Origin of the sequence: Halopseudomonas litoralis, from assembly GCF_900105005.1 — a bacterium.
Lineage (GTDB): Bacteria > Pseudomonadota > Gammaproteobacteria > Pseudomonadales > Pseudomonadaceae > Halopseudomonas > Halopseudomonas litoralis.
Map to the genome: position 1 here is coordinate 710,830 of NZ_LT629748.1, position 25,705 is coordinate 736,534.

At 58.1% G+C, this 25,705-nt stretch carries 20 protein-coding genes and 1 riboswitch; of the genes, 6 read left to right on the top strand and 14 right to left on the bottom strand.

Annotated features, from left to right (window positions below; all coding sequences use genetic code 11):
• Positions 1-47 precede the first annotated feature (47 nt).
• The 8 genes from BLU11_RS03570 to BLU11_RS03610 all read right to left on the bottom strand — a co-directional run bounded on the left by BLU11_RS03570 (position 48) and on the right by BLU11_RS03610 (position 11,338).
• The gene (locus BLU11_RS03570) at positions 48-3,131 is read right to left on the bottom strand and encodes a site-specific integrase (RefSeq protein WP_090272071.1); all 3,084 of its coding nucleotides are present in this window, start codon (positions 3,129-3,131) and stop codon (positions 48-50) included.
• On the bottom strand, positions 3,116-5,350 hold the full coding sequence (locus BLU11_RS03575) for a hypothetical protein (RefSeq protein WP_090272072.1): 2,235 nt from the start codon (positions 5,348-5,350) through the stop codon (positions 3,116-3,118). The genes BLU11_RS03570 and BLU11_RS03575 overlap by 16 nt, the downstream gene beginning before the upstream one ends.
• Positions 5,351-6,483: 1,133 nt before the next feature.
• On the bottom strand, positions 6,484-7,095 hold the full coding sequence (locus tag BLU11_RS03585; protein ID WP_090272074.1) for a pseudouridine synthase: 612 nt from the start codon (positions 7,093-7,095) through the stop codon (positions 6,484-6,486).
• Between the two features lie 10 nt (positions 7,096-7,105).
• Positions 7,106-8,752 (bottom strand): isovaleryl-CoA dehydrogenase, encoded by a 1,647-nt coding sequence (locus tag BLU11_RS03590; RefSeq protein WP_090272075.1) that lies wholly within the window; start codon positions 8,750-8,752, stop codon positions 7,106-7,108.
• A gap of 130 nt (positions 8,753-8,882) precedes the next feature.
• A complete protein-coding gene (locus BLU11_RS03595; RefSeq protein ID WP_090272076.1) occupies positions 8,883-9,080 on the bottom strand; it encodes a DUF2788 domain-containing protein in 198 nt (65 codons plus the stop codon).
• 32 nt (positions 9,081-9,112) lie between these two features.
• Positions 9,113-9,601: an Lrp/AsnC family transcriptional regulator gene (locus tag BLU11_RS03600; protein ID WP_090272077.1), complete on the bottom strand. Its 489-nt coding sequence runs from the start codon at positions 9,599-9,601 to the stop codon at positions 9,113-9,115.
• Between the two features lie 442 nt (positions 9,602-10,043).
• Complete coding sequence (locus BLU11_RS03605; RefSeq protein WP_090272078.1) at positions 10,044-10,928, bottom strand: cation diffusion facilitator family transporter; 885 nt, start codon at positions 10,926-10,928, stop codon at positions 10,044-10,046.
• Positions 10,928-11,338 (bottom strand): polyribonucleotide nucleotidyltransferase, encoded by a 411-nt coding sequence (locus BLU11_RS03610; protein ID WP_090272079.1) that lies wholly within the window; start codon positions 11,336-11,338, stop codon positions 10,928-10,930. The genes BLU11_RS03605 and BLU11_RS03610 overlap by 1 nt, the downstream gene beginning before the upstream one ends.
• Positions 11,339-11,409: 71 nt before the next feature.
• Between BLU11_RS03610 and hrpB the strand changes: the two genes are divergently transcribed.
• The 4 genes from hrpB to yghU all read left to right on the top strand — a co-directional run bounded on the left by hrpB (position 11,410) and on the right by yghU (position 16,850).
• On the top strand, positions 11,410-13,950 hold the full coding sequence (hrpB, locus tag BLU11_RS03615) for an ATP-dependent helicase HrpB (protein ID WP_090272080.1): 2,541 nt from the start codon (positions 11,410-11,412) through the stop codon (positions 13,948-13,950).
• Between the two features lie 128 nt (positions 13,951-14,078).
• Positions 14,079-15,098 (top strand): methyltransferase, encoded by a 1,020-nt coding sequence (locus BLU11_RS03620; protein ID WP_172828666.1) that lies wholly within the window; start codon positions 14,079-14,081, stop codon positions 15,096-15,098.
• A 26-nt stretch (positions 15,099-15,124) separates the two neighbouring features.
• Positions 15,125-15,316, top strand: a riboswitch (yybP-ykoY riboswitch).
• A gap of 17 nt (positions 15,317-15,333) precedes the next feature.
• A complete protein-coding gene (locus BLU11_RS03625; protein ID WP_090272082.1) occupies positions 15,334-15,906 on the top strand; it encodes a TMEM165/GDT1 family protein in 573 nt (190 codons plus the stop codon).
• Between the two features lie 101 nt (positions 15,907-16,007).
• On the top strand, positions 16,008-16,850 hold the full coding sequence (yghU, locus tag BLU11_RS03630) for a glutathione-dependent disulfide-bond oxidoreductase (protein ID WP_090272083.1): 843 nt from the start codon (positions 16,008-16,010) through the stop codon (positions 16,848-16,850).
• Positions 16,851-16,871: 21 nt separating this feature from the next.
• Here the strand turns inward: yghU and zapE are convergent, their stop codons facing one another.
• The 4 genes from zapE to BLU11_RS03650 form a co-directional block, all read right to left on the bottom strand.
• On the bottom strand, positions 16,872-17,975 hold the full coding sequence (gene zapE, locus BLU11_RS03635; protein ID WP_090272084.1) for a cell division protein ZapE: 1,104 nt from the start codon (positions 17,973-17,975) through the stop codon (positions 16,872-16,874).
• 40 nt (positions 17,976-18,015) lie between these two features.
• Positions 18,016-18,849, bottom strand: a complete 834-nt coding sequence (locus BLU11_RS03640) for an alpha/beta fold hydrolase (protein WP_090272085.1) — start codon at positions 18,847-18,849, stop codon at positions 18,016-18,018.
• Positions 18,850-18,869: 20 nt separating this feature from the next.
• Complete coding sequence (locus BLU11_RS03645) at positions 18,870-20,930, bottom strand: autotransporter family protein (RefSeq protein WP_090272086.1); 2,061 nt, start codon at positions 20,928-20,930, stop codon at positions 18,870-18,872.
• Positions 20,931-21,133: 203 nt separating this feature from the next.
• Entirely contained in the window at positions 21,134-21,352 is a 219-nt protein-coding gene (locus BLU11_RS03650; RefSeq protein WP_157718539.1) for a hypothetical protein, read from the bottom strand.
• Between the two features lie 359 nt (positions 21,353-21,711).
• Between BLU11_RS03650 and BLU11_RS03655 the strand changes: the two genes are divergently transcribed.
• The gene (locus BLU11_RS03655) at positions 21,712-22,503 is read left to right on the top strand and encodes a class II glutamine amidotransferase (protein ID WP_090272088.1); all 792 of its coding nucleotides are present in this window, start codon (positions 21,712-21,714) and stop codon (positions 22,501-22,503) included.
• A gap of 59 nt (positions 22,504-22,562) precedes the next feature.
• Positions 22,563-23,732 (top strand): baeRF3 domain-containing protein, encoded by a 1,170-nt coding sequence (locus tag BLU11_RS03660; protein ID WP_090272089.1) that lies wholly within the window; start codon positions 22,563-22,565, stop codon positions 23,730-23,732.
• Positions 23,733-23,814: 82 nt separating this feature from the next.
• On the opposite strand, the gene BLU11_RS03665 is transcribed toward BLU11_RS03660, so the two are convergent.
• On the bottom strand, positions 23,815-24,171 hold the full coding sequence (locus BLU11_RS03665) for a YkvA family protein (RefSeq protein WP_090272090.1): 357 nt from the start codon (positions 24,169-24,171) through the stop codon (positions 23,815-23,817).
• A gap of 132 nt (positions 24,172-24,303) precedes the next feature.
• Positions 24,304-25,602, bottom strand: a complete 1,299-nt coding sequence (locus BLU11_RS03670; protein ID WP_090272091.1) for an OprD family porin — start codon at positions 25,600-25,602, stop codon at positions 24,304-24,306.
• Positions 25,603-25,705: the final 103 nt, after the last annotated feature.

Consider the following 25,705-nt stretch of genomic DNA (forward strand, 5'->3'; position numbering starts at 1 on the left):
CAGTCGGGCAGGTCGTCGTCTTCCCACTCTCACCTCCGGATTGCGCTTCAGCCTTGCCAAGCACGAATATCATCAGGTGCAAATAGGACGATAGCCAGTCGATGGAACAAGGTGATAAGCGTGTGCGATGAGTACCCTTTCTTGCCCGCTTCCGTTCGTCCTTTTTCCTCCGGGTGGCGGAGCTTCAGTATCCCTTTTCCATGAGCGAATCTTGCCTCTTGTTTCATCAGGCTGTATTCCATCAGCAGGGCACCGCAGCGCCACTGCGATAAGACCTCGGTGTCCATAACACCAATATGCAAACGCCAGCGCGGCCACTCAAATACCTGGGTCACTGTCTTCATGTACCGTCTAAAGTCCTGGGCACTGTGGAAACTGATGCCGGAGTGAGCGCTGTTGATGTGGGTCAAGGTGTACTCGATCAACCAAAGCAGCTCAGGGCGGCTATGACTTTTTGCAAAGAGTTTTCGGCAATGACGGTGCGCGGTGGCCAGGTCACGTTTTTCTGATACGTCGACAGGTTCTGGCGGCAGCAATTGATGACGGCGGCTTTTAGGGAATAAACGCGATGCGTTTTTGTCGGTTGCCAGTTCTCGTAAAGCTAATGCTGCTTGGTGCCAATGCTTGATTTGCGCTGGGGACAGCTGGTAGTACACCGCCGTTTCAGCAGGGTCCTGCCCAGTTTGGATCTTGCCCAACACACCCAGGGCTTTGATATAAGCTGTCTGGTCCATACGCATCTTGGCTGTTTGAATAGGTCGGAGCTTGTCATTGCCCCGGATGGGCTGTCGGGCTTGAATAAATCGAGTGAGCCGCTTGTGCAGATAGCCTGTTAATGCTGCGGGTGTGATTAACAAGTTGTTTCTACGCATGTGGCTGATACGGTGGCGTCGCAGGCCTAGCAGCGCGAAAGCTTCTGTGCTGGATAGGCTGCGTCTATTTTTCTTCAAGTGTAGGGCGAGCAGCAGGTCGCTGAAGTGCATGTAGGTGCTGAGGGTAATACCGGGGCTGCTATGACCGGCCAGAACGGCGATTGCCTGGTATCGGTCCCTCAGGCGACCTTGGCCACAGATCTTTTCCAGCAAGTTTTGCCGATGCATGGGCGGGTAGGGCATAAGTGTGTCGACTTCAGCTGGGAGTGAAACCTGATCATGGTGTATCAATAGCTGAAGGCGTGTCAGGGCGCTGTGCCGCAGATGGTAAAGCCGGTAGTAGAGGCCACCGCTCAAATCCGCAAGAATTTTTTTCACTACGATGGACAGTGTTCTCGTATCCAGGGGTTCTCTTGGGTTGTCCGGTTGGTGAAACAGCAGTTCTGCACTGCTTTGGCTATTAAGGCGCCTGCTTCCGATAAAGTCGCGCATCAATTGACTTTCTGGTTCTGTCAGCAGTGGGAAAAGGGGGACCTTGCGTAACGCTGCTGCCGTTTTGTTGCTGCCGTGCTTGTTGTCGCGAACAAACAACCAAGCATCTGGGGAAGGCTCGATATCCCGCAAGCGCAGCTTGGCTATTTCGCCAGGACGCAGGGCTGTCCTGAAAGCCATGATCAGAAAACATTTGAGCATGGTGCGGTGAAGCGGAGTTATATCCTTGAACTGGTCGCATTGTAATAGCAGCCCAGAAAAAAGAGGTTCATCCACGATAGCGGCGCTGACATGAGGAGCGGTACCGGAGCCTTCTTGCAATGGCTCATGGAGTGGCGGAAAGTCCATTGTCTGAACACCAAACTGGTGCAGATCCTCCAATCGCCCTGCGCGGTATGCGCGTTCCTTCTGACTGCGTTGCGTGTCCAGTATGTGCGAGTACAGCGACTGGAAGTCTTCCTGGTCAAAACTTAGCAGGTCATGCGGCTCTGTGGCGTTCAGCCACTCCGCTGCTACTGTATTCATGTATCGCCGCGCGGTGGACTCAGCATTACCACGCTCATTGAGATGATGAATTAGCCAGCCAAGCAGCACCTGCTCAGAGACTTTCCCGCACTCGTCTGCCAGCGCAGCGAGCTCGGTGATCAATTGGCGCTTGGTCCTGGGCTTGGCGGGATCAACTTTGAATATGCGCGTCAGTTTGGACAATATATGGGGGCGGCGCTGCTTCTTGGTAGGTGTCCTGCTCAGCTGGGATACGGGGCCGCTGAAAACCGCAAAATCTGCAAGTAGATACTCACCGCATGGGCCGATGCTGGGTCGTAGCAAACGATTCCAATAACACGCGGGTAGGCTGCTACTCGGCTGTCTCCCCGTCGCATATTCAACCAGCACTTGCGGTAACTCAACGCCTGGTTGGCTTTCAGCTATCGTCACGCCACCCCATTCAAGCTGGCGTTGGGTGAAGGATGCTTTCAGCTCTTTATTGATAAGTTCAAGGCAGGCCGATAGATTGCCCGGAGCCTGCGGTTTTTTTCCATCTTTGCTGCTCAGGTACTGGCGTAACAGACCCAGAGTAATCGAGTCGGGAAAGTAGTGAACCTCGCAGACTGGTTTTTCCGAGTCTGCACTATCATCCGGTTGCTTTCGATTGCTGGCCCAGCCTTGCCCTGGGGGTATGTGCAAGGGAATCCAGCAGAGTGAACTGTTACCGCATAGTGGTTTGGGTTGGTTAAGTGCCTCAGCCAGAGCTGGCCACAGCAGTGCTCGGTTTAATCCGCCATACATGATCGAAGACAGGAGCAGTCTTGCCAACTGCCCTGACGGGCTAACAGAGTTTGCTGTTGTTAACCTCGTTTTCCAGCTGTCCTCCGCCAGCGCAACAAGCCTGGCGTGTTGATGTCGTCGCAGAGTTCGTGTGGATCTGCGTTGGCGGAGAGTGACGATGGGTGGCGGGATATCGATGACCCAGATTCCGGCCTGATTTCCAGCTTCTAATTGCTTTCTGATCCAGCTGTAAACCCGGCGGTACGCTGTGGGGTTGCCCAAGTGCTGCTCAATGGCCTTATCGGCTTTTGGCCAGAGTTCTGCGAACTGGCTTGCGTCAGGCTGCGCTCTGAATAGTCCCGGGATGATTTCCTGAAGAATAGTAAGCGCAGCTTGGATGGTTCTTTCGTCCTCACGGCGCCTCGCTGCGGTGCGGCTATCACGCCCGAGACGAACATTCCTATAGGTTTGCTGGGCATCAGCAGTCAGCGGGTTTTCCATCCGGGTAGCGCCTTGATTTCGTGATGAGTGAGGATTGCTTGTATGACGTCAGCTACACGCCGGAGCTGGCTCATGCCCAGTTGGCTAAATGGTCCCATTGCTTCTTCGCCCAGCTCTTCGTGGCCCATCCAGCCATCAATCACTTCCGGACTGACTTGGTATCTTAGCAACTCACTGCGCATGTGGTGCCTGCCCCAGTTACGTGCCCAAGGCAACTGCTCCCCCAGGATGAGCGCCAGGCGGGAAGGGGTAATTTCGACAGGCACAACCGCTCCATCATTTTCTTCCAAAAAAAATAATGAATTCTCATCGCCGCTGAGTGTGCGTTCGCAGCGTGCGCATACAGTTGCAATACTTAGGCGAGCGTAGCTGGCGATGTCGCTGAGGTGCTCTTTATATAAGTTGACTTGCTCAATAGCGGTAGCAGGCACGACTAACGTCCGCGCAGCCAAGCCATGCCTTCGCTCTTTGTCGCTTATCCACCAGGTCTGCTGGTGCGGATTCAGGTCTGACAGCAGGCCCATGGGGGCGTTTACGTCTCTATGGCCTGTCACGAACGAAAGAAGTGCCCACACGTAAACTACGTATTTGTTGTGGAAATTAATGAAATCTTTTTCCAAATTAAACGCTTGAGCAAGTACGCTGAACAGGTTGTGCAGTACCCGACCGGGCAAGTGCAGGCGGCTTCCGAGGGCACCTGATTTGGCCTTTATGGGCGGTAGCGAAGCTTGCTGCCCCGAGAGGTCGAACACGGCGTTGATGAAACGATAGTGGTGTGCGAGTACATCAATACGTTCTTGGTGGCTATAGGAAAGGCTGGGGCGTCCCTGATGAGCGTCACCACGTATCAGTGCAATAACGGCGCGATCTGTACCCTGATTCAGGAGCCAATGCTCCATATAGCGGTTAATTCTGCCCATGGTCAGCCGGGTACTGTGTGCCTGGTTGATAGCCTTCAGCCAGGTGCGTAGTACCTGTGCTGTCGGTAGCGGCGCTTGGAGTGGTGCCGACTCAACCCAGGCAGTCATTTGCTGGGGTAGAGGAAGATGCAGTGTATTCAGAACAGCGGGTAACAGAGCGTCCAGATGATTGGGCTGACGGCCTGCAGGCACCCGATGTGTGAGGGTACGGCAAGGGGCCTGATTAATGATCGTGATCCGTACTTTATGTGCATTGGGAAGGTGCCAGCCGGGATCCCGTCCACTTAGCAGCGATAGCAACACCCAGCCAGCGGTATGGTCATTTCTGGTTAAAGCCGACAATGCGTGGGTAACCAGATGCTCGATGTCCCACTCGGAGGCCTGTTCGAAAGAGCAGGGCAGCGATTGTTGCCGCACACGCATTTGCTCAGCAAGTCGTATGCTGTGAATAGCCTGAAGAGCGATTTCCTTTTTATGCAGGCTACGATCGTGAAAGCGATAGGGAACGCTTGTGACGATTGTTGTCGGCTTATCCTCGTTTTCACTGGCTTTGCTGAAGCTGGTCAGCTTTTCAATACGAAACTCCGGGTCATCCACGCCGGTATCGATCAACGGAACGAAAAAGGTGGCTGCAGTCTGTGGAGTTGGAGGGACTGAGGTTGGGCTGGAAGATTCGCCTCGCTGGCGAGTGACCCCTTTCCGGTTTCGCGCAACACTACGGATTACGACAGTCAGATAGCCAAGTCCCTGCTGTTGTACAGAAGGCAAGTTGAGATAGCTCTTCCGTAGCTCATGCAGATGCTCGTCCAATTGGAGGAGGTAGTCGAAATCTTGTGGAGACGGCAGCAGCTCCAGCAACGGCTGATGATTGGCGTTTGTTGCGATCAAGCGGATTTCCCGAAGTGCCGATTCAATCGCACTGTTATGATCTCCTTTGATATGCAGACTACAGCAGCACAGGATCACTAGCCCCAACCACTGTTCGTACTTCTCTGCGTTGGGGAGGGAGCCCCAAGGTGTGTTCAATGCGGATGCGAGCGGTGATAACGTCAAGAGCTTTGAGGTGACCAGGGTTTTATGAGCGGCTGCTCTGTCAGTACTGGCTGCGGGAAAGTGCTGAGAGGAGTAACTGAGGTATTCAGCGGGCAGGTTCAGCATGTCACCAGCGCGTTGGTGCTCTTGAAGCAGTGGTAGGCAGAGCTGATGCAGATAACCCAGGGAGGTCTGCCGTACTGTATCCGGAAGTTTTGTTGGAATAAGAGCGTTGAGAAAGGCTACTTGGCCGTCCGGGCTATTCATCGTCACCCCATGGCTGGTTCAATGCGTCGACTATTGCCTGCGTGGTTGCTGGCGGGCACAGTGGGGTACGTTTCCGCCGCCGTTGTTCGCCGAGAGCTGCCCGTGAGATACCTGTCCATTTGCATATGAGCTGGTCATTTAGCGTTTTGGTATTGAACAGTTCCCGGTGCAGGCCATGCGACATGGACTCTTTCAGTGTATCCCGCAGGTCTGATATTGCATGAGGGTGGAGGCTGTTGAACACCTCGCCAAGCACCGAAACCCAGGCAGCACGCTCAATCTCTACTTCCGATATTTCGTCTGGAGTTAGGCAAACTAATGGTGTGCCGATGGGCGGTTGATCAGTCTGCCATAGGATGCTTGTCCAGAGAGGGGCGTACAGCTGAAATGTGTTGGGAGTAGCGATGCATTGGAGCGGATGCTGTGCCAAGGCCGTTTGCATGGCTTCCGGGAGTGCGGATCGGTTGAATCGGCGGTGTAACTCTCTGCTCCATGTGTGGGCAGCGAGTGCAGCGGGGTGGAGCGTGATCTCTGTAGTCTGGGTGCTTTGTTTCAACCTAGGCATGCCGACGTACTCAAAGGCTCGCTCCGACTGACGCCCTTGCCATTGAAATCTCGATGGAAAGGATGGGAGTGAGCCGACAATGATTTATAGACTGTACGGTTAAACAGTGCTTTGTGTCTATACCCACTTACAGCGAAGGGGGGTTGCAGTAATGAAAGGCTTTCTTGTCCATCGGATTGGGCTGAGGCATACTGCGCGGCCGCAACCAGGTCTGGTAGCGCCTTGTTGGGCAGGCTGTTCTTACAGCTATCGTCGCCAGCGCCTGCATGGATACGAAAATGTGTTGAAAAGTGGCTAAAAACTAGTCACTAAAAACATTGGTTTCCGTGACCGTGACCAGATGATTTCCTTCAATTGATCTCAATCTGCATCAGTCTGAAAAGCTGATGGTTTAGAATAAAACCCTTTAAAATCAATGGCCGTAAAATAAGGTCGATTAACACTTTCTGGCTGGCACGGCCTGTCACGCCGGGGGTCGCGGGTTCGAGTCCCGTCCACTGCGCCATATCCGAAACCCTTGCATTGAAAGATGCAGGGGTTTTTTTATGCCTGTATGCCTAGCCCGAGGCTACAACTCCCGCCATTCCCCCGGCTGCAGATTCTGCAACACCCAATCCCCGATTCGCACCCGTACCAGCCGCAGCGTTGGCAGGCCCACTGCTGCAGTCATTCGTCGTACCTGCCGGTTGCGGCCTTCGCGGATGGTAATGGCGAGCCAGGAGGTGGGTTTGTTCTTGCGAAAGCGTACCGGCGGGTTGCGTGGCCAGAGTGTTGGTTCGGCGATCTGCTCAACGTCTGCAGGGCGGGTGGGGCCGTCATTCAGCACGGGACCGGCGCGCAGTTGCTGCAGCTGTTCTTCGGTCGGTTCGCCTTCAACCTGTGCCCAATAGGTCTTTGCCAGTTTGTGCTTGGGATCTGTGATGCGCGCCTGCAGGCGGCCATCGTTGGTCAGCAACAGCAGGCCCTCACTGTCCCGGTCCAGGCGGCCGGCCGGGTAGACGCCGGGTATATCGACAAAGTCCTTGAGAGTAGCGCGGTCCTGATCGTCGCTGAACTGGGTCAGCACATCGAAGGGTTTGTTCAATGCGATCAGTTTCGGGTTGGCTGGCGGCGGTGCTGCCTGGCGCCGGGGCTGGCCGGTTGGGCGGGACTGGGCTGATTTGCGCGGTCGAGTATTCATGACTTTCCAGTTAAACCTGCGGTGCACTGCGGGCAATCAAGGCAGCCACATCCAGTTCGCGCGGCAGGGTGCCGTAGACTCGGCCTTGATGTTGCAGCCGACTGGCGATGAAGGCGTCGGACACCGTGCTGTTGCCGGCTTCCAGCAACAGCTTGGCCTGCAGCGCGAGGGCGATATCTTCGGTCAGCTGGCGGGCGCGGTACTGGATGTCGTCCTTGTCGGAAAAATGTTGCTGCAGCGTATGAATATGGGCTTTCAGGTGCGAATCGCCATGGCCATCGCCCAGTTCGGTAAACAGCATCTCCACCAGGGTAGGCTCCTTGGTCAGCGCGCGCAATACATCCAGACACTGCACGTTACCGGAGCCTTCCCAGATCGAATTCACCGGTGCTTCCCGATACAGCCGTGGCAGGATGCTGTCTTCCACGTAACCGGCGCCGCCCAGGCATTCCTGGGCCTCATTGATCATGGCCGGGGCGCGTTTGCAGATCCAGTACTTGCCGATCGCGGTGACCAGTCGGGCGAATCCTGCTTCGTATTCATCGTCGAGATTATCCAGTGCTCTGGCCATGCGCATGGTCAGCGCCACCGCAGCTTCGCTTTCCAGTGCCATGTCGGCCAGTACGTTCTGCATCAACGGCTGTTCGACCAGTACGCGACCGCCCACCTGACGATGGCTGCAATGGTGGATGGCCTGGGTCAGTGCCTGACGCATCAGTGAGCTGGAGCCGATCATGCAGTCGAAGCGGGTCATGGCAACCATTTCGATAATAGTCGGTACGCCGCGGCCTTCCTCGCCAACCATCCAGGCCAATGCGCCGCGAAACTCCACTTCGCTGGAGGCGTTGGCCTGATTGCCGAGCTTGTCTTTCAGGCGCTGGATATAGAACTGGTTGCGACTGCCATCGGGACGGTGGCGCGGCAGCAGGAAACAGCTCAAGCCCTTATCGGTCTGCGCCAAGGTCAGGAAGGCATCACACATGGGCGCTGAGCAGAACCATTTATGCCCCAGCAACTCATAGGGCTGGCCCGGGCCTGGATTGTCTACTGGCCAGGCGCGCGTGGTGTTGGCGCGCACATCGGTGCCGCCTTGTTTTTCAGTCATGGCCATGCCGATGGTCAGACCGGTCTTCTGTTCCATCGGCAGATTGCGCTGATCGTACTGGCGCGACAATATCTTGGGTAACCAGCTCTCCGCCAGATTCGGTTGCAGGCGCAACGCGGGCACGCAGGCAAAGGTCATGGTCATCGGGCAACTGGTGCCGGCTTCGGCCTGGTTATGCAGATACATGGTCGCGGCGCGGGCAACGTGGGCGCCGGGGCGTGGGTCGGTCCAGGGCGCGGACGTGATGCCATGGGCGATTCCGGCATGCATCAGTTCATGATAGGCCGGGTGAAACTCGACTACATCAATACGATGGCCGTAGCGGTCATGACTATGGAACACTGGCGGGTTGGCGTTGGCCTGGAAGCCCGCCTGCATCAGGAGCCCGCCGGCCAACTGCCCGTAGGCCGACAGTTGCTCTGTTGCCCAGTCACCCCGGTAGTGGTGCACCCACTGTTGCAAGGGCAGATCGCTGTTGTACAGGTTGACGCCATCCAACGGTGGTGCCTGGTTGACGACTTCATGAGTTTCGGCACAGATGCGCGGTGTCATGATTGTGGCTCCTCAGCTCCAAGAGCGGGTAGATAGCAAAACACCTGCTTATCTTCGATGTGGGCAGGCCTGTTTCCACAGTATCCGCGCAGTGAATCACGATTCAAGAAGAGAGGCGAGGGCGGTAACATCAGCCGATGATCATGATCGCGATTTCCTTGATCACGAAGGCCGCTACCCCCAGACCCAGAACAAAGAACAACACCATAGTGCCGTAGCGTCCTGCCTTGGATTTTTTCGCCAGATCCCAGACGATAAAGCCCATGAAGGCCACCAGTGCAAAGAGGCTCAGGGGCAGGGCAAGGGCTTCAAATTCTTCGTAGGACACAACGGACTCCTGTAAGGAAAGGAAAAGGCTGTTTACTTTCTGACCAGATGATTGAGTGGCAATTCCGTACTGGATACCACCTGGTTCAAGACGAAGCTGGAACGCACGCTGGAAACACCCTCGATACGAGTCAGGGTACCGAGCAGAAATTGCTGATAATGATCCATATCCGGAACCATCACCCGTAACTGATAATCGGCTTCCATCCCCGTGACCAGGCTGCAATCCATTACCTCCGGACAGGCGCGGATGGTGTCCTCGAAGCCGGCGAAACGATCCGGAGTATGCCGGTCCATACCGATCATCACGAAGACCGTCAGCGTCAGTCCGAGCTTTTTCGGGGCGAGTAGCGCGACCTGACGGGTAATAAATCCGGCGTCTTCCAATTGCTTGACCCGCCTGGAGCAGGGCGAGGGCGACAGGCCGATGCGCTCGGCGAGTTCCTGGTTGCTGATGCGTGAATCGTGCTGCAGGGCAGCAAGGATTTTCAGGTCATAACGGTCAAGATTGTCTTCTTGCATGGTGTTCTCTCTTTATATTGCCGAGAATCAAAGTGTATCGATGTATTATTGCGCTACATTAGCGAAATAGCGCAATAAAAGGCAAGAAATGTCGCGGCGGCGTCGCTATTATAACCACATGTTTTCAAGCCCCTGCCGGCGAGTCCAACCAGACGCTCTACGAAAGTGACACTGGGACGACAGGTTCTACCGGATCTGATCGTCACCCGGCTACCCAGCCCACAAGGCCACGGGACAGGCAACATCCCAAAAGGATACTCAATGGACACAGCGCCAACGGCCGACCTTGTCGGCCGTTGGCGTTTGCGGGCCCGGAAAAACTACTGCGCTCGACCATGCTGCGTTGAAAGCCTCCTCAGAATGCTCATTTACAATATGTAAACTGCGCTTCTTCGTCGGATTTCGCCTTGCCTGGCCTTCGCTCGCTACGTTTTTCTTGTCTTTACACCGGGTCCTTGTGCACCAATACATCGGCCTGCGGAAAGCGCCGCTCTATGGCGTGCCGTACCTGCTCGCCCAATTCATGGGCGTCCTTCAGCAGCAGGTCACCGGGTAGCTCCAGATGCAATTGCATGAACCACTGCTGACCTGATTCGCGGGTACGCAGGTCATGCACATCGACCACACCCGGTATGGCGCGAGCCAGGGTCAGGGCTTCCTTGCGCACCTCATCGGGTAGTTCATGATCCATCAGGATCTGCACGGCATCTCGGCCAATCTGCAATGCACTGAAGCCGATGAGCAGGGCGATACCGATACCAAATAGAGCGTCCGCCTGGGGTATGCCGTAATGAGCGAGTACCAGAGCGGCGATGATGCTGGCGTTCATCATCAGGTCGGAGCGGTAATGCAGGGCGTCGGCGCGTATCGCGGTGGAGCCGGTATGCCGGATCACGTGGCGCTGGAAGCTCAGCAACAGCAAGGTGGCGACGATGGATGTCAGCATCACGGCGACGCCGAACCAGGCGGCATCCAGCGGCCGGGGATTGCGCAGGTGGTCGATACCCTGATGCAGCACCAGTATGGCCGAGCCGGCAACGAATACGGACTGTGCCAGACCCGCCAGGGCTTCGGCCTTGCCGTGACCGAACCGGTGGCCTTTATCTGCTGGCGTCAATGCGTAGGCGACGGCAACCAGATTGATCACCGAAGCGCCGGCATCCATCACAGAGTCGATCAATGAGGCCAACAGACTCACCGAGCCCGACATGAACCAGACGACGGCCTTGAGTATGATCAGCGCGACGGCGACCGATACCGAGGCATAGGTTGCCAGCCGCAGCAAGCGGGCATTGCGTTCACTGCGCTGCTGAGCGGTCAGGTCCATCAGGCGCGTGCCGGCAGGCCGAGCAGCGCCAGGTGTTCGGCTTGCGGGTGATGCAGCTGCCGAGCCTGTTCCAGCGGTAGATCAACCCCCAGATCCTGCCGCAGTATTGCCTTGAGTTTCAACGGATTCACCTCGCCTTCGGCATCAACTGCCTCGTCCAGGCGTTCCGGTGTCAGTGTGTAGCGTTCATCCGGGAAATAAATAGCCCCGGTAGTAAAGTCCACGGCAAAGGCGATCAGGCCGGGGATGACGTAGAACAGTAGTCCCATGCCGTTGAGAATGGCCACGCCGGGATCGATTTCCCCACTGATCTGGCCGCGCCGCTCGGGATAGAAAATCGATCCGCACGCTGTTAATTGAGTAACCAGAGTAGTGCCCAGCAAGATGCTGGCCAGAGCCTTCAGATGCATTTCGATCCTCGTACATTGCAGGTGATTCAGTAAGCCATCACTATACGCTGCCAGACTGATTGCGAGAACTGATGAACGACCTTCCTGTACACGCCGTGCTGGGTGAGCTGGACCAGCAATTGGCCAGTCATCCCAACGTGGTACTCCAGGCGCCTCCTGGCGCCGGCAAGACCACCCTGGTGCCGTTGGCGCTGCTCAATAGCCCGTGGCTGGCGGGCCAGAAGATCATTCTGCTGGAACCGCGCCGCCTTGCTGCGCGGGCCGCCGCCGAGCGGCTGGCACAGATGCTCGGCGAGCCGGTGGGGCAAACGGTGGGTTACCGCATTCGTCTGGAAACCAGGGTCAGTGCCGTCACCCGCATCGAAGTGGTTACCGAGGGCATTCTACAGCGTCTGTTGCAGGCCGATCCGGAGTTACCGGGTGTCGGGCTGGTGATCTTTGACGAGTTTCATGAGCGTAGCCTGGATGCCGATCTGGGGCTGGCGTTGTGTCTGCAGACCCAGCAGTACCTGCGTGATGAGTCGCCGCTGAAGCTGTTGGTGATGTCCGCCACCCTGGATGCTGCTGCGGTCAGCCGGTTGCTGGATGACGCACCCTTGGTCAGCAGTGAGGGCCGGCAGCACCCGGTGCAGATCCAGCATGGCGCAGCCGTGGCGCCGGGCCAGTCACTCGAGCCGCAACTGGAGCAGGCGGTGCTGCAGGCACTGGCCACGGACAGTGGCAGCCTGTTGGTGTTTCTGCCGGGGGCGGCGGAAATTCGCAGATTGCAAACCAGGCTGCAGGACTCGTTGGCTGTCTGGCCGACTGTGGATGTTGCGCCGCTGTATGGCGAGTTGGACTTTGCCGCCCAGCGCCAGGCGATCAGTCCGGCTGAGCCCGGTCGGCGCAAGGTGGTGTTGGCCACGCCGATTGCCGAAACCAGCCTGACCATCGAGGGAGTGCGGGTGGTGATTGACTCGGGTCTGTGCCGTGAACCGGCTTTCGACCCGGTATCCGGCATGACCCGCTTGCACACCCGCCGCATCTCCCGCGCCGCCGCCGAGCAGCGTGCCGGTCGCGCCGGACGTACCGAGCCGGGTGTCTGTTACCGGCTCTGGTCTGCCGATCAGCACGCACAGTTGGCGGCCCAGAGTCAGGCCGAGATCCTCCAGGCGGATCTGGCGCCGCTGGCGCTGCAACTGGCTCAGTGGGGTATTGACGATCCTGCCGAGCTGGCCTGGCTGGATGCGCCTCCTGCCGCCGCTCTGCAGCAGGGGCGTGATCTGTTGGTGCAACTGGGCGCGCTGCGAGCCGGAGAGCATGGTTGGCAATTGACCGAGCACGGGAGTGCGCTCGCGGCATTGCCGATGCATCCGCGGCTGGCACACATGCTGGTGCGCGGCCAGCAGCTGGGGTTGGGCCGTCAGGCTTGTCGGTTGGCGGCGATACTCGGTGAGCGGGATCTGCTGCGCGGTGTGGATGACGCGGATATCAGTCGTCGACTGGCGGTGTTTGAACAGTCGCGTAATGAGCCGGCGCTGGACCGCGGCGCGCTGCAGCGTGCGCGTAAGCTGGCCGAGCAGTGGCAACGATTGATCGGTCGAGTCGCTGCCGAATCTTCACTACCGGATCCGGACAGCGAGCGCTGGGCGGGGTTGTTATTGGCGCTGGCCTACCCGGATCGTATTGCCCAGCGCCGTGGAGAAAAGGGCAGCGACTACCGACTGGCCAATGGTCGTTCTGCCAGCTTCCTTCAGGTCGATAGTCTGCAACAACAGGCATGGTTGGTGATTGCCCGTCTTGGTGGGCATGCCACGCAGCGAAATGCGCGGGTTTTCATGGCTGCAGCGCTGGACCCGCAATGGCTGGAGCAGTATCTGCCGGAACTCGTGCATGAGGAGCAGACACTGGAATGGGACCCGCGCAGTGAGACACTGATTGCTGAGCGGCAAAGGCGCATCGGGTCACTGATCCTCAGTCGAGAGCCCTTGCCGGGAATTGATCCGGCGCAACGCAGCCGTGCGCTCTGCGGCGTGGTGCGCCGTCAGGGGCTGGCCCTGCTGCCGTGGACGCCGGCGCTGCGCCAATGGCAGGCGCGCATCCTGCTGCTGCGTCAGCAGGATCTGCAGGAAGGCCGAGAAAGCGCCTGGCCTGATCTGTCCGATAACTGCTTGCTCGATACGCTGGAAGACTGGCTGGCGCCCTGGTTGGACAAGGTCAGCCGACTGGCGCATTTCGCGGCGCTGGACCTGGCGGGGATTCTCAGTGGAATGTTGCCATGGCCACTGCCACAACAGTTGGACGAGCAGGCGCCGAGCCATTGGGCGGTCCCGACCGGGTCACGTCTCCGCATCGACTACAGCGAACAGCCGCCGGTGTTGGCCGTGCGTCTGCAGGAAATGTTCGGCAGCCGGGAAACACCGCGCATTGCCAATGGGCGAATAGCGCTCAAGTTGCACCTATTATCCCCAGCCCGGCGACCGGTGCAGGTGACCCAGGATCTGGCTGGATTCTGGAGCGGCAGTTATGCTGAGGTGCGCAAGGATATGCGCGGACGTTACCCTAAACATTATTGGCCGGAAAACCCGCTTGAGGCGGAGCCGACAACCCGCGCCAAGCCAAGAAAATCCTGAAATCCACCAGGAGTTCAGTGCCGGCTCCGCCGTTGATCGTTCTGGGGCGCTGAATTTTTGGCCCTGTCTTTAAGCCTCTGCCCGCCACGCGTACAATGCCCGGCCTCGTTCATCTTCGGAGCATCATCATGGACAACACCAGCCAGATACTTGAGCGCAGCGCCGAGCTGTTTGCCGGCCAGCGGCTGCTGCTGGTCAATCCACCTGCGGATAGTTTGACCAGCGAACTGCCTGCGGACTGGCATATATGGACCTGGGACTATTTTGTGCAGCAGGGATTGAGCTCCAGTCTGGATGAACCGCACCTGAGTTTTTCCCATCTGTGCCCGCAGGTTGAGGAGTTGGACGGCGCCATTCTGGTGATGCCCAAGGCAATCGAACGGGCTGAGTATGCCTTGGCACAGATGGCGCCATTGCTGAAAGCCGGTTGCCCCTTGTATGTGGTAGGCGAGAAGAAGGGCGGTGTAACCCGGGCAGAGAAGCTGCTGGCGCCGTATGGCTCTGCGATCGAGAAGCTGGATTCCGCACGTCACTGCCAGTTGTGGCGAAGTGTCGTCCAGGGCGAGATAGAAGCTTTCCAGTTGGATGATTGGCAGCGGTCTGTTCGCCTGGAATTCTCCGATCAGACCGTCGACCTGGTCAGCCTGCCGGGGGTATTCAGTCATGGCCGATTGGATGAGGGCAGTCAGCTGCTGTTGGAGGAAAAGGCGCCGTTGCCCGCCGGCAAGGTGCTGGATTTCGGCTGCGGCGCAGGGGTGCTGGCTACCGTGCTGGCGCGGCGCAACCCTGATTCACGCTTCGAGTTGGTGGATGTCGATGCCATGGCATTGTATTGCGCCACGCAGACCCTGAGCCAGAATGATGTGCAGGCGCAGGTCTACCCATCGGACGGCTTGAGTGATGTACATGGCCGCTTCGCCGCCGTGGTCAGCAATCCACCATTCCATACCGGCATCCGCCACGATACCAGCATCGCCGAGGCGTTTTTCAATGAGGTCACCCGCAATCTGTTGCCTGGCGGGGAGTTGCGTATTGTTGCCAATGGTTTTCTCAAGTATCCACCGCTGATCGAAACCCACATCGGCTCTTGCCGAGTACTGCGCGAGAACAACAGATTCAAGGTGTATTCAGCGGCGGCGCCAGGTTGATTCAACGGGCGGCCCCTGCTAAAGTTGCCGCCGTCTTAGGGGAGTAGTCTCTCCGGAAGCCTGTCTTCCAAGGCAAACGTCAACATACTCGGCCCGCAGGCCGTGGCGTTTGCGACCCGCCGATCACCTCCGGGTGACTGGGTTTGACGAGACCTTTGACACAGGTTCACCAGCCGAAGGCGGGGGTGCGCCTGTGTCATTGGAACAGTCTGACCCGCCTTCGTTTGGAAAGTCCGTGGAAGCCTTCTTAGTTTCAACCGGTATTGTTTCGCTGGCGGAGATCGGCGACAAGACCCAGTTATTGGCATTGCTGCTCGCCGCGCGTTTTCGCCGCCCCTGGCCGATCATCTGGGGGATTCTGCTGGCGACAATTGCCAACCACGCCTTGGCGGGTGCGGTAGGCCAACTGGTTGCGGATCTGCTCAGCGATACTTGGTTGTACAGCTTGCTGGCGATCAGCTTTCTGGCCGTCGCCGCCTGGACCTTGGTCCCGGACAAGCTGGATGATGACAACACTCCCCCCATCAGCCGTTATGGCGCCTTCGTTGCTGCACTGGTTGCCTTCTTTCTGGCGGAAATGGGCGACAAGACGCAGATTGCTACAGTGGTATTGGCCGCGCAGTTCGACGCCTATCTGTGGGTTGTGGCAGGCACCACGCTGGGCATGATGCTGGCCAACGTACCCGTGGTGTTTCTGGGTAATGTGGCGGCTGGGAAGTTGCCGCTGGGGCTTATTCGAGTCATCACTTCCCTGATATTTCTGGTGTTGGCCCTGTATGCGGGCTGGCAGGCTTTCTCCGGCGGTTAATCTGGATCTGCAGTGGCCAGGGCAGACGGTCGGCGCTAGTATCCTTGCATGTTCATTGTCTCCGGGTGGGCCATTCGCCCGGAACAACATGGGAGGACAACATGAGCAACGACACTTACGTACCACCGCGGGTCTGGACCTGGGACAAGGATAATGGCGGCAAGTTTGCCAGTATCAACCGGCCGATTGCCGGGCCCACCCATGACCGGGAATTGCCCAGGGGCGAGCATCCTCTGCAGTTGTATTCGCTGGCCACGCCCAATGGGGTCAAGGTCAACATTATGTTGGAGGAGTTGGTTGAGCTGGGGATCGCCGAGGCTGAATATGATGCCTGGCTGATTCGCATCAGCGAAGGCGACCAGTTCGGCAGCGGCTTCGTCGACATCAATCCCAACTCGAAGATTCCGGCCTTGCTGGATACCAGCGTCAACCCGCCGCTGCGGGTCTTCGAGTCCGGTTCCATCCTGCTGTACCTGGCCGAGAAGTTCGGTCATTTTATTCCGCAGGATATTGCCGGGCGCACCGAGTGCCTGAACTGGCTGTTCTGGCAGATGGGCAGTGGGCCTTTGCTTGGTGGCGGCTTCGGCCATTTCTACGCCTATGCGCCGGAAAAGTTCGAATACCCGATCAATCGCTACACCATGGAAGTCAAACGTCAGCTGGACGTGCTCAACCGGCAACTGGCCGACAATCACTACATCGCCGGAGAGCAGTACAGCATCGCCGACATGGCGATCTGGCCCTGGTACGGTGGTGTGGCGACCAACCAAGTATACGAGGCTGCGGAATTCCTCGAAGCGCACAACTACACCCATGTACTGCGTTGGGCAGAGGAGGTCGGGCAACGTCCGGCAGTGCAGCGTGGCCGTCAGGTCAACCGCACCTGGGGCGAGCTGGATGAGCAGGTGCCGGAGCGGCATTCAGCCAGTGATTTCGATCACTGAGACTGAGCGATCCCAGGTTTCTCAGAACCGTTCCAGCTGCATCTCCTGCAAGCGACTCAGGGTGCGGCGGAACGGGAAGGTCAGGGCGCCTTCGGTGTAGAGTTCGGCCAGGGGCACTGCCGCTTCGATATACAGCGGCACTCGACGGTCGTAGCATTCATCGACCAAGGCAATGAGGCGGCGCACGCTGTCATCCTGTTTTGACAAGGGTGCCAGCACCCGATCGCCGGTGGCCACCTGTTCCGCGGCATCTTCGGTGCCCCGAGCAATCTTCGCTTCCCGCTGCGCGCTGCTCAGTTCGGGTACGTCGCCGAGCAGGATTACCGGGTAGCGGTCGCACAACGCCATGAAGTCGCTGGCGGCCAGCGGCTGGTTGCAGAGTTCGGCAAAGCTGAACCAGATGGCGTGGTCGCAATATTGAATGGGCCGTACTTGCTGGTGGTTGAGCTGAACCGGCTCGCTGAATACTGCACTGCCGTCACAGAGCTGCTCAAACACCCCCGCCAGAGACTTGGTATCGCATACCCAATAACGTTGGTGCCGCTGCCCCGGATGCAGCCGGTGGTCCTGGCCGCCATCCACATCCAGCACCTGCATATGGCTTTCGATCGCGGCAATGGCCGGCAGCAGGCGTTCGCGGTTGTGGCCATCTTCATATAATTGCTCGGGCGGCTGGTTGGAGGTGGCAACCAGCACCATGCCTTCGGCAAACATGGTCAGGAACAGCCGGCTGAGGATGCTGGCGTCGCCGATATCGCTGATGAACAGCTCGTCAAAACACAGCACGCGTACTTCTGCAGCCAGTTCGCGGGCGATGACAGTCAGTGGGTCGGCGGTACCGGTGAGCTGGAACAGACGGCGATGCACCCACTGCATGAAATGATGAAAGTGCTGACGCCGGCTGGGTACGCGAAGGCTGTCATGAAAACTGTCCATCAGCCAGGTCTTGCCCCGGCCCACCGGGCCCCAGAGATAGACGCCTTGAGCTGATTGCTCGCCGTTGCTGTGCAATGCCTGAAAGCAGTTTTCCAGATGCTGGACGGCGGCTTGCTGAGCGGAATCCGGGATAAAGCCTTGCTGGTCGAGAGCCTGTTGATACAGCGCCATGGGAGATTGCTTTGTCATGCGGGGAGTTTACCAGCAACAGCAGCCTGGCTGGACTGCGTCATGGTGTGGTTGGCGACAGCCAGATAGCGGGAGAGCAACATTGATGCCCGATGCCCTCGATAATATGCAGTCGTGCGCCGGGAATATCCCGAACCGCCTCGGCGAATAGCTGGGGTGGAACCTTTGCATCTTGTGCGCCGAAGTAGAAATGCCGCTCGCGGTCCGCGCGCCAGGAATCAATCTCTGCCGGATTGACTGAGTTGAACAGGCGGCCATAGCCGTGTTGATCCGCCCAGAGATGGATATCGAGGGGGCTGGAGAGGGCGATCACCCGGCTGACCGGTAGATCCCGCTCGCCCAGTAAAAGTGCCAGAACGCCACCTCCGGAATAACCTGCAAGGGTTACCGATTCGATATCGGGATGCTGGTCGAGCCAGTGCTTCAGGCCGAGAGCCATGCTGTCGATTATCACTGGCGAATAGCGTGAGTAGGTCCACAGCGTGGGGTGGCAAGCGGGCAGTGCTGCATTGCCATAACAGGGGCGGCCCAGATACAGCGCTGGTCCGGAAGTCTGTTGCAGCCACTTGAGCGCCTGTGGGTTGGCGGGTGTCGGGTCTGCAGAAACGATCCGTCCGCCAGCGCGCCATGGGCGGCCGTCGCCTTCGATGAATACCAGAGCATGCCGTCCGGCTGTCTGACGTTCGAAGGAGTGCAATGCATGATTCCCGCCGGGAAGAGTGAGGGCTACCAGGCCTGCTTGCCTGGCCGTCCCGTCAAGACGTTGATTGAGCGAGGTACAGGCGGTCGCCAGTAGGACCAGCAGACAGCTGAATAACAGGCGGGCCGGCAGGGTCACTGCCGGCCCGGTTAAACCTCTGCGGTCAGGTTGCATCGACGGCAGAGCCTTTCAGATCAGAAGTTCTGACGGAAACGTACTTCAAAGGAATGCTCGTCGTAGTTATTGTGGCCCACCAGAGTCTCTGCCCGCAGAGCCAGACTGCGGTTGATACCCATGTCCTTGGTCAGACCCAGGCCGATGCGACCATAGTCCGAGGATTGCGAGGGCGTGCGGCTGTCGAACACGTTGCCCGGGGCTGCGACAAAGGCGGTACGCACCGAGGTGCCGTCATCTTCGAACTCATGTTCCCACGCCAGGCGCAGATCACCCGTCAGGCTGTCGGAGAACTGGACCGCCGTACTGAAGCCGAGCTCCGACACCAGGGACTGGATATCGCTGCTGCCGACCCGCAGCGCGGCCGCGCCGCCCTGTTCGGTGAAACCGTCGATTTCCACATCCGTATAGTGCAGGTAGGCGAATGGCTGGACTGCCAGATTGCGTACCTGCATCGACTTGATGAGGCCGACGGACAGGTTCCAGATATCGCCTTCGGTATCGCCGTCAAGCATGCCAAATCCGCTGTCGCGACTGGTATCGAAATCGGCACGGCTGTAGCTCAGGTTACCTTCAAGGTGTAGTTCGGGAGCCATTTCCAGAGAGCCGTAGAGAATGGCGCCCCAGGTGTCGGCGTCGGTGCCGCCGCGTACGCCGGAGAAATCCGAATCGGTGGTGGAGTAGTTCAGAGCCACACCAAGTTGCAGTGCGTCACTGAGATAACGGTCGACACCGGCCACCAGGGTATAAGTCGTGCTGTCATAGCCCAGTGCTGCCGAGGTGTTGTCGTAATCGCCACGGGTGTAGATACCACGGATGAAGTAACCCACGTCACCCTGGTCTCCGGAAGCAGCGCCGCCGCGGGCGGTGCGCATGGACTCGACCATGTCCGGCGATAGATTGACGTTGGCATTGCTGTAGTTCATCAGATGGATGTCATTGCTGGCCATACCGGTGCGCCGCAGGTCTGACAGTCGATCCAGCACTACTCGCCGTACCTGACGGCTATTGGCCGCTGCGGTGCGCAGCATCTGGCTGACCTGGTATTGACTGAGCTGACGATATTGCTCGGGTTTGCTGATCTGTTGGCCGATCTGCTGCAGACCGGTGTTGTTGGACGCGGCAATAGCGCCGCAGATCTGGGCTGCGACGCCGCTGGCGGCGTTACAATCGATACCCACTACTGGCGTCTGTCCGGCAGAAATATCTGCTACCAGCTTGGCCAGTTCACCGCTCAGGGCAGCCAGGGCATCGGCATCGGTATAGACGCTGCGCAGACCGTCGATGTCCATCGCGGTCCCGCCGCTGGCCAGCGCCAGTTCGGTATAGTCGGCTTGGGTAGTGCCGTCGGCTGATTGAAGTATGTAGCCCTGCACCTTGGTGATTACGCCCGAGGCGTCCTTGACATAGGCGTAGCCGGTCGCCGGATCGGCGCCGACGATGGCTATTGCCGGGTTGCCGTCGAGATCCGTAAAGCGCTGGCTGACCACGGCGTGCACCACGGTGTTGTATTGCGCCAGTTGGGCCTGGACATAGGCCTTGTCGATTTCGGTCATGCCGCTGGGCAGGTGTGAAGTATCGAGATTGGTACGATCATTGTCGCGGTCTTCATCGGTGATCAACATGATGGAAGAACCGGCGGTCGGGCGGAAGTCGAAATTGCGGAAGGTATAGTCAATGGCCCGGTAGCCATCTTCTGTCCCACCGGTAGTCACCAGTTCCGATGTGATGGCATGGAACTCATCGGCTGTGCCCCAGACGTTGTCAGGATCCAGAGACAGGTTGAAGTGGCGATAGAAATCCGCGCCGTCCTCGCGACCTGCTTCGCTGGCTGACGGTGACGTGTAGGTGGCACCGCCGAAGCCGACCAGGCCATATTGGTTCAGCGTGACGTTCTGGTCTTTGAGCATGCTGTCGAGGTTGCGCACATAGGTGCCGATGAAGGCGTTGTGCTCGCCGGACATGGAGCCGGATTCGTCAATGACGATGGCCATATCGAGAGTAGTAGCCGCATGCAGCACGCCGCTTGCCAGGATCGAGCTTATCAGGCTCGCAAGCAGAGTCGGTTTGGTTATTTTCATCAGAAGCTCCGTCACTGCGTCCGCCAGTGGGACACAGATTTTCTACGGAAACACTTCAACAAACGCCTGTGACGTCAGAGTTGGCGACAACTTGTTGAGAAGACAGATTCCAAAATGTAAGTTGCGATGTGTTTTGGTTGGCCGGTTGTTTTTATAGTCAACTGACAAACCCGCGCAGATTCTGGCTCTGTTCGGGGAACTTTTCAACTCTTCTGGGAATGAATGAATGGAGCCGGCTGTGTCAGGCCGGCTTTACCTTGGTTTTTGATGGTGGTGCTGTACATCGGCTCGATGGATATCTGGGCAGAAGCGACGATGGGGTCGATGGTATTCCATGGCATACCGCCGTGGCCTTGACAGCCGGTGACGCTGACGTTCAGCATGTCGCTGGCCGCGGTAGTGACCCCAGTGCGCCAGCTCACCTGAGGGGCCGGGCATCAGTGAATGGCGAAGATGGCAACGGGCTTGATCGAATCGAATAGGCCGTCTTCCAGCATCAATTTGGTACCCCAGCTGGCACCTCGGCGGAGGTCATCAGCATGGCGGTGCGGGTTTCCTGCTCGCCCAGTTCCGGGTGTTGTTGAATGTCCCGGCGCCAGTCGGTCAGTTGAGCTCCTCAACGTAGGACGAAGAGGTTACACCAGGCCAGTCAGTAGCGCGGAACAGAGAGGTTTGCGTAGAAAACTCATATGGTTACCCTGGCGATGAAACGGCAACAGACCCTCAGACAAGACAAGTTTAACGTGTTGATGTGCCATCGAACTGCGGACGGAGTAACTGAATGTGTGAATTGATGGGTATGAGCGCTAATGTCCCGACGGATATCTGCTTCAGTTTTTCCGGGTTGATGCAGCGTGGCGGCAGGACCGGGCCACATTGCGATGGCTGGGGTGTGGCATTTTACGAAGGCAAGGGTGTGCGCTGTTTTCACGACCCGGCGCCGTGCCACAGTTCGGCTGTCGCGCAGCTGATCGAGAGCTATCCGATCAAATCGGAGAATGTGATCTGCCATATCCGTCAGGCCAACGTCGGCCGGGTCAGTCTGTCCAATACCCATCCGTTTACCCGCGAGCTGTGGGGCCAGTACTGGACCTTTGCCCATAACGGTCAGATCAATGATTTCAGTGCCGGTCCGGGGCCTTTCCAGCCAGTTGGCAATACGGACAGCGAAGCTATTTTCTGTGACCTGCTCAATCGCCTGCGCAGCCGCTTCGCTGAGCAGCCGAGTCAAGCGCAGATACTGGCCTCGTTGACTGAAGCCTGTGCCGAATATGCGGCGCGCGGCGTGTGTAATATGTTGTTGAGCAATGGCGAATGGCTTTTCACTCTGTGTACCACCAAGCTGGCGTGGATCACCCGTCGTGCGCCTTTCGGCCCGGCCCATCTGCGGGATGTGGAGATGGCGGTGGACTTCCAGGAGCACACCACGCCGAATGATGTAGTGACCGTGATTGCTACCGAGCCCTTGACCAGTAACGAGCATTGGCACGCCTATGCACCTGGGGAATGGCGGCTATGGCAGGGTGGAGAAACTATTGGCCGGGGTGTATTGGCAGGCCGTCGGTCTGTCTGAACTCGCAGCAGTCAACCTCGTCGTAATCTAGAGCCAGTTGAAATCACGAGGTCACTGCCATGCATAAGCACATCAGCCAATCCGCCCTGACAGATCTGTTGAAATGGGAGGGCCAGACCTGCCTCTCGCTATACATGCCGATGGAGCGCAGCTTTCCGGACAGGGAACAGAATCCGGTTCGTTACAAGAATCTCTTGCGCCAGTTGAGTGAGCAGTTGGGTGACGATGCGAACGCACAGACCCGGCAATCGCTGCAACAGTTCGAGGCACTGCTGAACGATGCGAGCCTGTGGAACAAGCCGCGTGGCGGGCTTGCCGTATTGGCCAGCGGGAATGAGTTCCGCGTCTTTGTACTGCAGCAGTCGGTGCCCGAGCAGGTGCGGGTGGACCGTCAGCCCTATCTGCAGCCGCTGTTGCGTATCAGCCAGACGGACGGCCATTTCCAGTTACTGAGTTTGACGCGGGATAAGGTGCGGTTATTCGAGGGTAATCAGGATTCGCTGGAGGAGGTGGAGCTGCATGAGGCGGTGCCGCGTAATCTGGAACAGGCACTGGGGACGGAGCTGACACCAAAGGATCAATCCGGCCAGCCGGGTGGGCACAGCAATGCGGCGGAAAAAGCCGGCGGCATGACCATGCATGAAGCCGGGGGCGGCGGCAAACAGGCTGAAATCGATATTGATCGCGAACGGTATTTTCGCGCTGTGGACAAGTCGATCATTGAGCACCATTCGCGGAGTATTCCCTTGATCCTGGCGGCATTGCCACGCAATCAGGCCGCTTTCCGCGCGCTCAGCCATAATCAACAGCTGTTGGCAGAAGGAGTTGCGCTGGATCCCGCGCTGCTGGATGTTGCCACGCTGCGTCAGCACTGCGATGAGATCATGACCCGGCGCTACAATGCCTGGCTGGATGGCTTGCTCGAGCGTTACGGCGCAGCTCAGGGCACCGGTCTGACCTGCCAGGATCTGAACGAGATTGGTCAGGGCGCGGTTGCCGGACGGGTGTCTCTGCTGCTGGTAGAGTCGGGGCGCAAGGTGCCCGGTGTGGTCAACAGCAACACTGGGGCGGTGGATCTATATCCGGCCGAGGAGGGCAGCACTGACAATGGTGCCGATGTGCTGGATCAACTGATACCGCAGGCTCTGCGCAATGGCGCAGAAGTGGTGGTCGTGTCCCCCGGCGTGATGCCCACCGAGGCAGGAGTTGCTGCGGTTTTCCGCTTCTAATTCGTTACCCGACTGGTCGAGATGGATCTCGATCAGCTTGAACTGGCGGGGCGCTCGGGGAGGAGCGAAGAGGGCGGTTTCTTCAGGGCGCCTTTGAGCCAAACCATTGCTCTATTCTGAGGCTCGCCTGGGCTTTGACGTCATCTGTTATATACGCCGAAACGGTTGCCAGGGCGGCCAGCAGTACGCCGAGGTCGTCCGTGTAGCCGAGCATGGGGGCGAAGTCGGGAATGGCATCAAGCGGAAAGATGAAATAACCCAGAGCGCCATAGATAGCGGTCTTGGCCCAGCGCGGTGTCTGTGGGTTCTGAGCTGCGTAATACAGCCAAAGTACTTTCTCCACTACCTCTTTGCCAGCGGTCTTGGCGTAACGGGACAGCTTGCTCCATAAGCCGCGTTCACTGAATTTCTTTTCGAAACTATGGAATTGTCTGGCCATGGTCGCTCCTGGGGATCATAAAGGCGAGCAGGAAATACGCCTGTGCTCAGACTACAGACCACAGCAGACAGTTGAAAGTGCGGATGATTGGAGGGAAAGGATGCCCCGGCGCGCCGGGACATCCGATGGTGCTTAGAGCAGAGCGAAGTTGTAGGTCAGGTAGACGCGAACCTGGTCCTGATCAGCTTGATTGGAACCCGTACGCAGGCTGGCGTGACGCAGGGAAACACCCAGGTCTTTCAGGAAACCCTGCTGAACGGTGTAGTCCAGGCGCAGGTTGCGTTCCCATTCCTTGTCCCGCTCGTTGGCTCGAGTATCGAAATCGCTGCCGCGCAGGTACTTGGCGGAGAACTTCAGACCGGGTGCCAGATCGGCGAAGTCGTAGCTGTACTGACCAACCCAGGTCTTCTCGCCGGCACGCTCGAATTTGTTGATCTGCGAGTCGGTGATCAGATAGGCGGTGGCACCGCCACCGTTGTTCAGATAGGCGAAGTCACTGTCGCCGCTCATTTTCTGATAACCCAGACCCAGCGCGTGCTTGCTCAGCTTATAGGTGAACATGGCGCTCATGGCGCGGTTGTCCACTTCGCCGTTGTTGTTTACACCCTTGGCTGCGTAATCGCCATCGCTACCGTTGGCGCCAGTTGAGTTGCTGTCGAAATAACGCAGATCGGTGATCAGCTTGCCCGCGCCGAGATCCAGAGTATGTACGGCGCCCAGATAATGCTGCTTATAGTAGTCCTTGAGCTGACCAAAATAATAGCTGGCCACCAGGTTGTCACCCAGTTGGGCATCACCGCCAGCATACTGGAATTTGTTAACCCGCTGGCTGCCGCCGCCCAGCAGCAATCCTTCGTGGGACGTGGAGTTACGACCGCTGGCCTCGTCGAACTGACCGACACGCAGGGTCAGGTTGTCGATTTCATTGGAGGTCAGCATCGCACCGCTGTAGGTCTGTGGCAGCAGGCGACCGTCGTTGCGGCTCACTACTGGCAGGGAAGGCTCCAGACCGCGACCGATTTTTAGCTCGGTTTCGGAAACCTTGGCCTTGGCGGCGAAATCGATCTGGCTGAATTCGCTAACAGCGCTGCCGTCATCTTCCAGTGGGAACATGGTACCGGGCTGGCGGCTGGTGTCGCCCTTGCCGGCGCGGCTACCGGAATCCAGACGGATGCCGGAGCGGGCGAATACGTCCAGCCCAAAGCCAATGGGGCCCTGGGTGTAGCCGGAGTTGAATTTTAGCATGAAGCCTTGGCCCCATTCTTCATCTCTGGGAGCGCCACCTTCACGAGTATCACCATTGAAATACAGGTTGCGCAGGCCCAGGGTGGCCTTGGCGTCTTCGACAAATCCGGCGCTTTGAGCAACAGACAATGTTGGTAGAGCCAGCAGAGCAGCGGCTACGCTACTGGCGATCAGGGTTTTTTTCATTATGGTCTTCCTCGAGTGCACATCTCAGGCTTGCCCAGAGGGCGGGGTTTTTCAACCGCTGTAACATAGGCGAAATAATCAGGAAATCAAGTGTTTGAGCCTT

Coding starts and splice junctions, on each gene's coding strand:
- BLU11_RS03570 (WP_090272071.1), bottom strand. CDS start 3,131: ATGGAAAACCCGCTGACTGCTGATGCCCAGCAAACCTATAGGAATGTT.
- BLU11_RS03575 (WP_090272072.1), bottom strand. CDS start 5,350: ATGAATAGCCCGGACGGCCAAGTAGCCTTTCTCAACGCTCTTATTCCA.
- BLU11_RS03585 (WP_090272074.1), bottom strand. CDS start 7,095: ATGAATACTCGACCGCGCAAATCAGCCCAGTCCCGCCCAACCGGCCAG.
- BLU11_RS03590 (WP_090272075.1), bottom strand. CDS start 8,752: ATGACACCGCGCATCTGTGCCGAAACTCATGAAGTCGTCAACCAGGCA.
- BLU11_RS03600 (WP_090272077.1), bottom strand. CDS start 9,601: ATGCAAGAAGACAATCTTGACCGTTATGACCTGAAAATCCTTGCTGCC.
- BLU11_RS03605 (WP_090272078.1), bottom strand. CDS start 10,928: ATGGACCTGACCGCTCAGCAGCGCAGTGAACGCAATGCCCGCTTGCTG.
- BLU11_RS03610 (WP_090272079.1), bottom strand. CDS start 11,338: ATGCATCTGAAGGCTCTGGCCAGCATCTTGCTGGGCACTACTCTGGTT.
- hrpB (WP_090272080.1), top strand. CDS start 11,410: ATGAACGACCTTCCTGTACACGCCGTGCTGGGTGAGCTGGACCAGCAA.
- BLU11_RS03620 (WP_172828666.1), top strand. CDS start 14,079: ATGGACAACACCAGCCAGATACTTGAGCGCAGCGCCGAGCTGTTTGCC.
- yghU (WP_090272083.1), top strand. CDS start 16,008: ATGAGCAACGACACTTACGTACCACCGCGGGTCTGGACCTGGGACAAG.
- zapE (WP_090272084.1), bottom strand. CDS start 17,975: ATGACAAAGCAATCTCCCATGGCGCTGTATCAACAGGCTCTCGACCAG.
- BLU11_RS03640 (WP_090272085.1), bottom strand. CDS start 18,849: ATGCAACCTGACCGCAGAGGTTTAACCGGGCCGGCAGTGACCCTGCCG.
- BLU11_RS03645 (WP_090272086.1), bottom strand. CDS start 20,930: ATGAAAATAACCAAACCGACTCTGCTTGCGAGCCTGATAAGCTCGATC.
- BLU11_RS03655 (WP_090272088.1), top strand. CDS start 21,712: ATGTGTGAATTGATGGGTATGAGCGCTAATGTCCCGACGGATATCTGC.
- BLU11_RS03660 (WP_090272089.1), top strand. CDS start 22,563: ATGCATAAGCACATCAGCCAATCCGCCCTGACAGATCTGTTGAAATGG.
- BLU11_RS03665 (WP_090272090.1), bottom strand. CDS start 24,171: ATGGCCAGACAATTCCATAGTTTCGAAAAGAAATTCAGTGAACGCGGC.
- BLU11_RS03670 (WP_090272091.1), bottom strand. CDS start 25,602: ATGAAAAAAACCCTGATCGCCAGTAGCGTAGCCGCTGCTCTGCTGGCT.